This window comes from Streptomyces katrae (assembly GCF_000966975.1).
GTDB classification, from domain to species: Bacteria; Actinomycetota; Actinomycetes; order Streptomycetales; family Streptomycetaceae; genus Streptomyces; species Streptomyces katrae.
This window is the reverse complement of the sequence record NZ_JZWV01000233.1, coordinates 1-9,999: the sequence shown is the minus strand read 5'-3', so window position 1 is coordinate 9,999 and position 9,999 is coordinate 1. Positions and strand designations below refer to the sequence as shown.

The window sequence follows — 9,999 nt, the reverse complement described above, 5'->3', positions numbered from 1 at the left end:
CTGCTGGGCGGTGACGCGGGTGACGCGGCGGCTGCGGATCTTGCCGCGGTCGGAGACGAACTTCCGCAGCAGGTCGGTGTCCTTGTAGTCGATACGGGTGATTCCTGCCGCGTCCAGCGGGTTGGGTCGGTCCTTGAGCGGCTTGCGGGGGTTCTGGCGGCGGGCCATGCGTGCTCCTTGGGCGGTGGGTCGTACGGGGTCTACGAGACGGGGTCGAGGAGGGAGTCGAAGGCGGCGGGCAGGGACCTCCAGGCATCGGGTCCCGCCGCGTATTCGGCGTCGGTGAGGAGGCAGGACTCGAGGAGCCGTTCCAGTCCGTGGCGGTCGAGGCCGGGGGACGTGAAGACGAGGTGCTGGCAGCAGTCGCCGTGGTCGGGATGCCAGTCGAGCGAGGCGGCGGCCCGCCGCATCGGCGGGACCAGTTCCCAGGCGGCGTCCGGCAGGGAGGCCAGCCATGGCCCCGCGTTCTCCACGCAGAGCGCGCCGCCCGCGGCGTCCCAGGCCAGCAGGGTGTCGGGGCGGTCGGCGAGCCAGAACCGGCCCCGGCTGCGCGCGGCCGCACAGCAGAGGTCTTCCAGGGCCTGGTAGAGCCGCTCGGGATGGAAGGGCCGGCGGCGGTGCCAGACGAACGTGGTGACTCCCGCCTCCTCCGCCTCCTGCGGGAGCAGGGCGCAGGCCGGGTGCTGGGCGCCGGCAGCCGCCTCCACGTCGAAGCCGGCGAAGGCCAGTGCGGCCAGCTCGCCGGACGCCGCGTCCACCCGTCTGGCGGTCGGGTGGAGTTGGGCGAGGAGGGCGCGGTCCTCCTCATCGGCCTCCCCGCTGTCGACGAGGGCGAGTACGGGCGCGTACTCGAGCTGCCGGGCCCAGGTGTCGCCGACGGTGCGCTGGTCCGTGGCGGCCGCCGCGAGGCCCACGTCGGCCAGGTCGTCGCCGTTGACCAGGTACGGCAGTACGAGCGCGGGGTCCACGGCGGTGATCACGCCGGTGAGGTCGAACGCGCCGGCGCCGTGCGCGGCGACGACCTCGGCCATCGCCCTCGGCTCGACCGAGTCCCACAGTTCGACGACGGCCAGCCGGGCCAGGCCACTGTCGGCCAGTCGTCCCAGCTCGGGTACCAGGTCCTCGCGCAGCGCGCAGCAGGCGCAGTCGTTGACGAGGGGCGCCTCGCTCCGCGACAGCTCGCCCGAGGCGTCGCGCACCACGCGCAGGACCGTGCCCCGTGCCGCCGTGGCCAGGTCGTGGTGGAGCGTGATGCTGCCGGGGACGGTATGCAGCAGCCGTTCCACGACTTCCTTGCGGGCGTCGGAGTGGAGTCCGCCGACGATGACGACGGGCAGGGTCACGCCGTCCTCCCGTAACGGCGCTGGAAGCGCTCGACGCGGCCGGCGGTGTCCAGGACGCGGGCGGTGCCGGTGTAGAAGGGGTGGCTCTGCGAGGAGATCTCCACGTCGATGACGGGGTAGGTGTTGCCGTCCTCCCATTTCACCGGCTTGTCGCTGGTGGCGGTCGAACGGGTGAGGAAGGCGAAGTCTGCGGCCTTGTCGCGGAAGACGACGGGGCCGTAGGCGGGGTGGATTCCAGGCTTCATGACGGGCTCCTTGAGGTGGGACGGGCGGGAGTCAGCGCTCTTGGCGGAAGTCGACGTGCCGGCGGACGACCGGGTCGAACTTGCGCAGCACCAGGCGGTCCGGGTCGTTCCGCCGGTTCTTGCGGGTGACGTACGTGTAGCCGGTCCCCGCTGTGGAGCGGAGCTTGATGACCGGGCGCATCTCGTTGCGTGCCATGCCGCTACTATACGACAATGGAAATCGTTTCCAATAACTACTCCCGACACTTCCGTCATGAGAGGGGCAGGTAACACCTTGTCCGCGCACTGCCAGCTGACCGGCGCCAAGCCGGGCTTCGGCAACAACGTCTCCCACTCGCACCGGCGCACGTCCCGCCGCTTCGACCCCAACATCCAGAGCAAGCGCTACTGGCTGCCCGGCGAAGGGCGCCATGTCCGCCTCACCCTGAGCGCGAAGGCGGTCAAGACCGTCGACGCCATCGGTATCGAGGCCGCGGTGGCCCGGATCCGGGCCAGGGGGGTGAAGGTCTGATGGCCAAGAAGAGCAAGATCGCGCAGAACGAGAAGCGCAAGGCGATCGTCGGGCGGTACGCCCGGAGGCGCGCCGAGCTGAAGGAGATCCTCCGGCGGCCGTCCTCGACGGATGCCGAACGCGCCGCCGCCCTGGCCGAACTGCGCAAGCAGCCCCGCGACGCAAGCGCCACCCGGGTCCGGAACCGCGACAGCGTGGACGGCCGCCCCCGCGGACACCTGCGCAGATTCGGGCTGTCGCGCGTCCGGATGCGAGAGCAGGCGCACGCCGGACTCCTGCCGGGAGTCACCAAGTCGTCCTGGTAGCACCGGCGGCGCGACCGCGCGGGCCCGCGTTCCCAGCGGGGTGCGGGCCCGCGCACCGCCAGGGCCCACCTCGCCGGGGTGAAGCACCTCGCGCTGCGCTGAGCTGCCCTTACGGCGGTTAGGGTGGCCTCATGACCGTGCTCGCATACGAAGATTTCGGCACCGGACGCCACCGGGAGGCCTCGCTGATCCGGCACGCCCTGGGCAGCGTCCACGACGAGGAGCTCGTGGCGGGCCTGGCCGGCGGTGTCGGCTTCATGTACTTCGTCTTCGAGTACGAGGGCAGGCTGCCCATCCTCACGATCGTGGCCCAGGCCCACCCCGAGCCCTGGGTGCAGGTCGCCCTCGGCCGCCTGGGGGTTCCGTACGAGGCCACCCGCGCCATGAACCCCCGCTGGGGCCGGGTCAGGGCCGCGCTCGACGCCGGGCAGCCCGCCTTCTGCGTGGTCGACCGTTCCTCCCTGCCCTGGCACGACCCCGACCCGGACGCCGAGCTGACCGGCACCGACCAGCACACCGTCGTCATCGCCGGGTACGACGGCGACGACCTGCTCGTCGAGGACGGGGCCGAGACCCCCTACCGGATCGACCGCGAGGAGTTCGGCGCCGCCTGGACCGCGCACCGGAAGGGCCGCCACCAGCTGATCGTGCCCACCGGGCCGCCCGAGGGGGAGCCGGACGTGGCGGGCGCGATCGCCTCCACGGTCAGGCACTTCACCGGGCCGGTCCTGGGTAACGCGTTCGACGTGAACTTCGGTTTCAGCGGGATGGAGAAGCTCGCCGCCGACTTGCGCGACGGCAGCACCGCCGCCGGCTGGGAACGCCGGTTCGGCAGCACGCCGGAGGCCTTCCGCGCGGGCACCGGGCGGCTGTACGCCTGCCTGGAGGAGGAGTGGACGGCCCCGGGCGCGACGCGGCCGCTGTACGCCGACTTCCTCGACCTCGCCGGCCGCGCGGAGGCCGCCGCGCTGTTCAGGGAGTCCGGCGGCCAGTGGTCGGAGCTGGCCCAACTCGCCCACGCCGCCTCCCCGGACGCCGGCCCGGACGAACGCCGGGCCTTCTTCGACGCGTGCGCCCGGCGAGTGGACCGCTGCCTGGACCTGGAGCGGCAGGCGATCCGCTCCTTGACGGACTAGGGGGGGAGTGGCCCGCACCGGATCCGGTGCGGGCCACTCCGCCTTTACCCGTCCGCCGTGGGCGGGCCGACGCATGGCGGCGTCGACCACCGAGTGTCCCCGCAGAGCAGCCCCGTGACTACATATGCCGGTGACTGACATATAGTGATCACATGAGTGATCGTGCGATGCAGGAACCGACCCTGCTCCTCCTCACCGCGCTCGCGGACGAACCCCGTCACGGCTACGCGATCGCACGCGAGGTCGAGGCCATTTCGGGCGGGCGGGTGAAGATGCGGACCGGCACGCTGTACGGCGCGTTGGAGCGCCTGTTGCAGCAGGGGCTGATCGAGGTCCACCGTGAGGAGGTCGTCGACAGCCGGCTGCGGCGCACCTACACCCTGACCCCGCCCGGGCGTGCGGCCCTGGCCGCCGAGGCCGAGCGGATCGCGGCCACCGCGCGCGAGGCGACCCGGCGGCTGGGTGTCAGCGGCGAGGCGGCCACCGCGTGAACCCCCTGCTGCTGCGTCTGTACCCGCCGGGCTTCCGGCGCGCGTTCGGCGAAGAGATCGGCGAGGCCTACCGCGAGGCGACCGAGGGGGCGGGGCCGGGCGCCCGCCTCCGTGAGACAGCCGACGTCGTCGCGCACGCCCTGCGGCTGCGCCTCGGCATCGGCTCCGCGCAGGCCGCCGGGCGGCTCTCCGCGGGCGCCGCCCCCTTCGCCCTGGCCACGACCGCCGCGTACGCCGCCTTCAACCTCATCGGCACCGTCGGTGACTGGTACGTCATGCGCATCGCGGGGACCGCCGGCAGCGCGGCCCCGCTCGTGAGCCTGATGAACGGCGGCTACCTGCTGACCCTGGTCGGGGCGGTCGTCGCCCTGGCCGGCCGGTCCCACGTGGCCGCCGTCCTGTGCGCGGTCGCCGGGGCCGCGGCCAGTTCGATGAGCTTCCTCCTCCCGATCTGGCACCTGTCGCCCGAACCGCGGTGGGACCTCGTCGGCTTCCTGCTCGCGCCCGTCCTGGTCGCGGCCCTCCCGCTGGCCTGCCCGCCCGATCTGAGGCCGGCCCGCCGGGTGCGGAGCGGGGCGGGCGTGCTCGCCCTGGTGGCCTGGGCCGTCCTGCTGGTGGCCGCCATGGTCGTGACCGACCCGCTCGGCATCGGGCTCGTCGTGTCCTGGCGGTTCGGCGTCCCGCTCGCCGCCGCCCTCGTCCTGGCGGGCCGTCAGGCCTTCGCGGGGATCCGCAGCACGGCCGCGCTCGCCTTCGCCGCGGCACCCCTGCTCACCACGCTGTACTTCTCGGGCTGGGCGGGCACCGAGAAGGTCCTGGCAGCCGCCGGCGCCGTCGTCGTGACAGCCGTGGTCCTGCGCCTGCGCCGGGGGAGCGGTTCCGACACGCCGAACCCGGCCTGACCACCGGCGCGCAGGCGGGCAGGGCGCCCCTTCCGCGCCCCGCGCGACACCACCGGACACCCTGGCCGCGCCCTCCACCGCATGCCCCGTCCCGCGCCCCGAACGCCGCGTCCCCCGTCCCGCGCCGGTGCCCGGCGGCCGGGGGCGGTGTGCCCGTCTCCTTCCCCGACCGGCGGCTTCTGCCGACGGCCGCCCCGCCACAGGAGTTCCCATGTCCGAGCCCGCACTCCGCGAAGCCGCCCGCAGCACGCTCCGTCCCGCCCGGGCCGCGAGAGCGCGCGCCACGGACGCGCCGGACGGGGGCGGGCGCCTGGCGGCGGTCGACGGACTGCGGCTGCTCGCCGCCGTCGCGGTGGCGGCCTACCACTTCCTGGGCACCCCGACCCCCCGCTTCTGGGGCGAGCACCACGACCTGCCGCAGGCCGCGCCGCTGCTCCACGCCGTCAGCGGCTACGGCTGGCTCGGAGTCGAGGCGTTCTTCCTGATCAGCGGCTTCGTCATCTGCATGAGCTGCTGGGGACGCACCCCGGCACGGTTCGCCGTCTCCCGGATCGCCCGCCTCTTCCCGCTGTACTGGGCGGTCGTGCTGATCGTCGTCGCGATGGGCACCGTCACCGTGCTCGCCGGACAGCGGTCCGGGGCACCCACGGACCTGCGCACCACCCTCGGCAACCTGACGATGATCCCCGGCCCGCTGGGCGTGGACTTCACCGCCGGCGTCGCCTGGACGCTGTGGGTGGAAGCCCGCTTCTACCTGCTCATGGGCGCCCTGCTGCTGATCGGCCTGACCTATCTGCGCGTCGTGGCCTTCGGATTCCTCTGGCTGGTCCTGGCGTCCGTCGGCCGCGAACTGGACTCCGCCGTCCTGGACGAACTCCTGCTGAGCCAGTACGCGGGACTCTTCGTGGCGGGCATCGCCTGCTACCTGATGCACCGCTTCGGACCCAACCTGCTCCTCTGGCTCCTGACCGGCTTCGCCTGGTGCTACACCCTGACCGTCCTCGACGCCCGGGTGGCCACGCACCCCACGTCCAACTGGGTGGTCAGCGCGAGCGTACTCACCGGCTTCCTCGTCCTGCTCGCCCTCGCCGCGCTCAGCCGGCTCCGCCACCTCTCCTGGCCGGCCCTCGTCCACGCCGGCGCGCTGACCTACCCCTTCTACCTGGTCCACCAGAGCGTGGGCATACCCGTCAGCCGCGGCGCCCTCAAGTCCCTCCCGTCCCTCGGCCTGCTCCCGTCGGTCGCCGCCGGCCTCCTCTTCTCCCTGCTGCTGGCCGCCGTACTCAACCGCCAGGTCGACCGCAGGCTCGGCCCGCTCCTGCGCCGCCGCCTCACCGCGGCCCTGGACCCCGCCCCGGCCCCGCAGCGCACGGAGACCGAAGGACAGGACGGCGGCCCCGCCCACCACCCACCGCACCGGCTCGCGCGAGAGCGACTTCGGTCGAACGGCCGCGCGCCTTTCGGCTGACGCCCCGCCGGCCGAGCCCCGTGCAGGCTGACGGCATGACACCAGCACCGATCACCCGCCGGACTCTCCTGGCGGGCACCGCGGCCCTGCCCGCCATCTGCCTCGCAGGCCCCGCCCAGGCCCGTACGACGTCCACCGCGACGGCGACGCCGCCGCGCGGCGCCTCCTCCCTCACCTACAAGGGCGTCAACTTCGACACGGACCGCGACCTGTGGCGGACGGAGTACGTGCGCCGGGAGATCGCCGCCATCAAGCGGCAGCTGCACTGCAACGCCGTCCTGCTGCTCGGCCACGACCTCGACCGGCTGACGGAGGCCGCCTCCCTCGCGGCCGCGGAGGGCCTGTTCGTCTGGTTCGAGCCGCGCCAGTTCGACCAGGACGCCGAGCAGACCCTCGCCTTCCTCGGATCGGTGGCGCGCGCCGCCGAGCGGCTGCGCGGCCGGCATCCCGGAGTGGGCCTGTCGGTCGGCACGGAGCTGACCCTCTTCATGTCCGGTCTGGTCCCCGGCAAGGACTACGTGGAACGAGGCCGGGCCCTGGGGCGCCCCGAGTCGGCCGGCTACCAGGAGCGGCTGAACGCCTTCCTGGGGCGGGCGCTGGAAACCGTACGCCCGCTGTTCGCGGGACGGGTCACCTACAGCTCGGGTGAGTGGGAGGAGGTCGACTGGCGCGGCTTCGACGTGCTGGGGGTCAACCTGTACCGGAACGCCGAGAACCGGGCCGGCTACGCCGGCAGGCTGCGCGACCTGCGCCGGCACGGCAAGCCGGTGGTCGTCACCGAGTTCGGCTGCTGCACGTTCACCGGTGCCAGGGACCAGGGCGGTGCGGGCTTCAACGCGGTGGACTGGGAGCGGCAGCCCCCGACGGTCAAGGACGGTCACGTGCGCGACGAACGCGAACAGGCCGAGGAGATAGGGGAACTGCTGGACCTGTACGCGGCCGAGCGCCTGCACGGTGCGTTCGTCTACAACTTCATCGCCCCCGACTCGCCCTACTCCCCGCAGCGCCGCCACGACCTGGACATCGCCAGCTTCGCACTGGCCAAGACCTTCCCCACCGGGACGCGGCGAGGCTACGCGGAAACCGGGCAGTGGGAGCCGAAGCGTTCCTTCCACACGGTCGCCGCCCGCTTCCGCTGACGCCGCGCCGCCACCGGGCACGGGTCCGCGGCGAGAGTGCCCGCAACCGGTCGGGACACGGCCGAGGGGCCCCGGTTCCACCCCGCCGCGGCCCGGCGGAGATCATGGCCGGGTGCACACACCCCAGAAGCTCCACGCATTGCTCACGTCCGCCGGACTCACCGTCGTCGAGGACGTGTGCACGGGCAGCCCGTTCCCGCCCGACGCCGGCTGGCGCGTCGCGCGGGGAACCGCGGCGCCCGACGGCGCGGTCCGGGCCACCCTCGACGCCGCCTGGTGGCGCCGCCTCGCGGATGCCGACGGGGAGTTCCTGGTGGCCGTCCTCGGACACCGGATCGGCGGCAACGACGCCCTGTGGACCCGGGTCCGTCACACCGGCGCCGGCATACCGGGGCTGACCGGCGACCCCGGGTTCGTGGCCCTCTCCCTCGACGGGCAGGTGCTCCTCGCGCAGGTGCCCGACGCGGACGGGCCCCGCGTGACGGCCGTCGACCGGCTGCTGGAGCGGCTGGAGGAGGCGGCGGAGGCCGCCGGGCGCGAGACGGAGGCCGAGCGCGCCGAAGCGTGGGCAGCGGTCCCCGGCCGGCCCGCGTGGCCCCTGCACTGGGCGGACTGGATCGGGTCCAATCCCGCCGCACCGGACGCGCTGCTGATCCGGCTGCTGGACGTGGAGCAGGGCTTCCTGCACGGATGCGACCGGCCCGCCGTCCTCGACGCCGCCGTCGCCCACCCCGACCCGCAGGTGCGGTCGGCACCCGCCGACACCTTCCGGCCCAAGCTCACGTCCGACCAGTGGATCCGCCTGGTACGGGCCGAGCCGTCGCCCCGACGGCGCGTCCTGTTGGCCGAGCGCGCCACCGTCTGGGGCGCCGAACTCCCCGAGGACCTGTACGACGACCTCCTCGCCGGACCCTCCCGAGCCGCGGCCGCCGCTCTCCCCGGCCTCCCCGCCCACCGTCTCCCGGGCCTCGCGGCCGATGCCGATCCCCGGGTGCGGGCGGCTGCCTGCGCCCGGTGGGAGGAGCTCGGAGCGCCGCAGCGGGAGCGACTGCTGGCCGACACCGACGACGCGGTGCGCACGCCCGCGCTGCTGGCCCACCACACCGCCGCCCCCATGCCCCGCGAGGTCTTCGCCGCGCTGCCCGAGCCCCGGCCCGCGCTCGAACAGTGCCGCCTCGCCCCGGAACTCGAGGCGGAACTGGTCCGCGACGGGGACGCGGACACGCGCCGGGCGCTGGCCGCCAACCCGCGGCTCGGTGCCCACGCCGTCGCCGTCCTGGCACAGGACCCGGACGACGCCGTCCGCTCGGCGGTGGCCCTGCGGCCCGACCTCACCGAGCGGCAGCGTGCCGCCGTGCGCCACACGTTCGACCCGGAAACGATGTCGTACACGCTGCCCTGGGTCGAGCGGCTGCACGGGGACGCCGACGCGATGCGCCGCCTCGCCGCGTCGTCCCATCCGCTCGTCCGCCGCAGCGTGGCCCGGGCCCGGCGTCTTCCCCCTGATGTCGTGGAGCGCCTGGCGCGGGACGAGGACCGGACGGTCCGGCTGTTCCTGGCCGAATCGTGCGAGGACGCGCCGGCCGAGATGCTGCTGGAGGTCTGGCGCTGGTGGGACGGCAGCTTCAGCCACCCCGACCGTCCCCGCAGCCACCCCAACTTCCCCCGTACGGGCCTGCTGCGCCACGCCGCCGACCCCGACGGACGGATGCGCCGCCTGGCCCTGGACGACCCGGAGTCCACCCCCGCCGACGTCGCACGCCTCGCCCGCGACCCGGAACCCGAGGTGCGCCGGCGCGCCGCCGAGGACCCCCGGCTGTCCCCGGCCGATGCGGTACGGCTGCTGAACGACCCGGCGGTCCACGTCCGCGCGAGCGCGATGCGCAGCCCCCGGCTGCCGGCCCGCGTCCTGTCCGGGCTGCTGCACGACCGCGACACGGCACGCACGGCGGTCACCAACCCGGCGATCCCGGTCCCCGTCCTGTACCGCATCCTCGCCGCGGGCGAGGCAGCCGTGGACGCGGCGAGGACGCACGCCGGGGCCGCCCGCCGCTGAGCCCGGCGCGCCCGGCCTACGCGACGGCCGGCAGGACGTGCTCGCCGCTCTTGTCGGTGCTCAGACACAGCGAGCAGACGACCGCCTCGTGGGCGACGCAGGCCGCGAGGTCGGGGCGCTCGTAGGGCTGGTGGCAGACGTGGCAGTCGAAGGTGACGGCGCTCGGATTGCCGTCGCCGTCCAGCAGGGGCTCGTCGATGCCGTCGTCGGTGCGGCGCAGGTAGTAGCGGCCCTGGGTGACCACGGCCGTGAGGGGGGTGAGGACGAAGGCGATGACGGCCGCGGCCACGGGGGAGTAGGGCTGGAGGCCTTCGCCGAAGAGGCCGAAGTACATGGCGATCGACAGCCCGGAGGCGGCCACGAAGGCGACGACGCCCACCGGGTTCACCGCGTGCAGCATGCC

General features: G+C 74.1%; 12 protein-coding genes and 1 pseudogene. 8 read left to right on the top strand and 5 right to left on the bottom strand.

Annotated features, from left to right (window positions below):
- The 4 genes from rpsR to rpmG all read right to left on the bottom strand — a co-directional run.
- The coding region (gene rpsR / locus VR44_RS10520; protein WP_045947157.1) for a 30S ribosomal protein S18 at nt 1-168 on the bottom strand (168 nt) is incomplete at its 3' end.
- Nucleotides 169-200: 32 nt separating this feature from the next.
- Nucleotides 201-1,343 (bottom strand): CobW family GTP-binding protein, encoded by a 1,143-nt coding sequence (locus VR44_RS10515; RefSeq protein ID WP_045947156.1) that lies wholly within the window; start codon nt 1,341-1,343, stop codon nt 201-203.
- Entirely contained in the window at nt 1,340-1,588 is a 249-nt protein-coding gene (locus VR44_RS10510; RefSeq protein ID WP_045947155.1) for a type B 50S ribosomal protein L31, read from the bottom strand. The genes VR44_RS10515 and VR44_RS10510 overlap by 4 nt, the downstream gene beginning before the upstream one ends.
- Before the next feature lie 31 nt (nt 1,589-1,619).
- Nucleotides 1,620-1,784 carry a 50S ribosomal protein L33 gene (gene rpmG / locus VR44_RS10505; RefSeq protein WP_045947154.1) on the bottom strand — a complete coding sequence of 55 codons (165 nt, stop codon included), beginning with the start codon at nt 1,782-1,784 and terminating at the stop codon, nt 1,620-1,622.
- Nucleotides 1,785-1,862: 78 nt separating this feature from the next.
- On the opposite strand from rpmG, the gene rpmB reads away from it, so the two are divergent.
- The 8 genes from rpmB to VR44_RS10465 all read left to right on the top strand — a co-directional run bounded on the left by rpmB (nt 1,863) and on the right by VR44_RS10465 (nt 9,596).
- Nucleotides 1,863-2,099, top strand: a complete 237-nt coding sequence (gene rpmB / locus VR44_RS10500; RefSeq protein ID WP_045947153.1) for a 50S ribosomal protein L28 — start codon at nt 1,863-1,865, stop codon at nt 2,097-2,099.
- Entirely contained in the window at nt 2,099-2,404 is a 306-nt protein-coding gene (rpsN, locus tag VR44_RS10495) for a 30S ribosomal protein S14 (RefSeq protein ID WP_045947152.1), read from the top strand. The genes rpmB and rpsN overlap by 1 nt, the downstream gene beginning before the upstream one ends.
- A 131-nt stretch (nt 2,405-2,535) precedes the next feature.
- Nucleotides 2,536-3,540: a BtrH N-terminal domain-containing protein gene (locus tag VR44_RS10490; protein ID WP_045947151.1), complete on the top strand. Its 1,005-nt coding sequence runs from the start codon at nt 2,536-2,538 to the stop codon at nt 3,538-3,540.
- A gap of 152 nt (nt 3,541-3,692) precedes the next feature.
- Nucleotides 3,693-4,031 (top strand): PadR family transcriptional regulator, encoded by a 339-nt coding sequence (locus VR44_RS10485; RefSeq protein WP_045947150.1) that lies wholly within the window; start codon nt 3,693-3,695, stop codon nt 4,029-4,031.
- Nucleotides 4,028-4,933, top strand: coding sequence for a hypothetical protein (locus VR44_RS10480; protein ID WP_052713539.1), 906 nt, complete (start codon nt 4,028-4,030; stop codon nt 4,931-4,933). Before VR44_RS10485 ends, VR44_RS10480 begins: the two co-directional genes overlap by 4 nt.
- A gap of 211 nt (nt 4,934-5,144) precedes the next feature.
- The gene (locus VR44_RS10475) at nt 5,145-6,401 is read left to right on the top strand and encodes an acyltransferase family protein (protein WP_094191546.1); all 1,257 of its coding nucleotides are present in this window, start codon (nt 5,145-5,147) and stop codon (nt 6,399-6,401) included.
- A gap of 35 nt (nt 6,402-6,436) precedes the next feature.
- The gene (locus VR44_RS10470) at nt 6,437-7,540 is read left to right on the top strand and encodes a glycoside hydrolase family 113 protein (RefSeq protein ID WP_052713538.1); all 1,104 of its coding nucleotides are present in this window, start codon (nt 6,437-6,439) and stop codon (nt 7,538-7,540) included.
- A 112-nt stretch (nt 7,541-7,652) separates the two neighbouring features.
- Nucleotides 7,653-9,596, top strand: coding sequence for a hypothetical protein (locus VR44_RS10465; RefSeq protein ID WP_045947149.1), 1,944 nt, complete (start codon nt 7,653-7,655; stop codon nt 9,594-9,596).
- Nucleotides 9,597-9,612: 16 nt separating this feature from the next.
- On the opposite strand, the pseudogene VR44_RS10460 reads toward VR44_RS10465, so the two are convergent.
- Nucleotides 9,613-9,999, bottom strand: a pseudogene (locus VR44_RS10460) (allantoin permease); the annotation flags it as partial.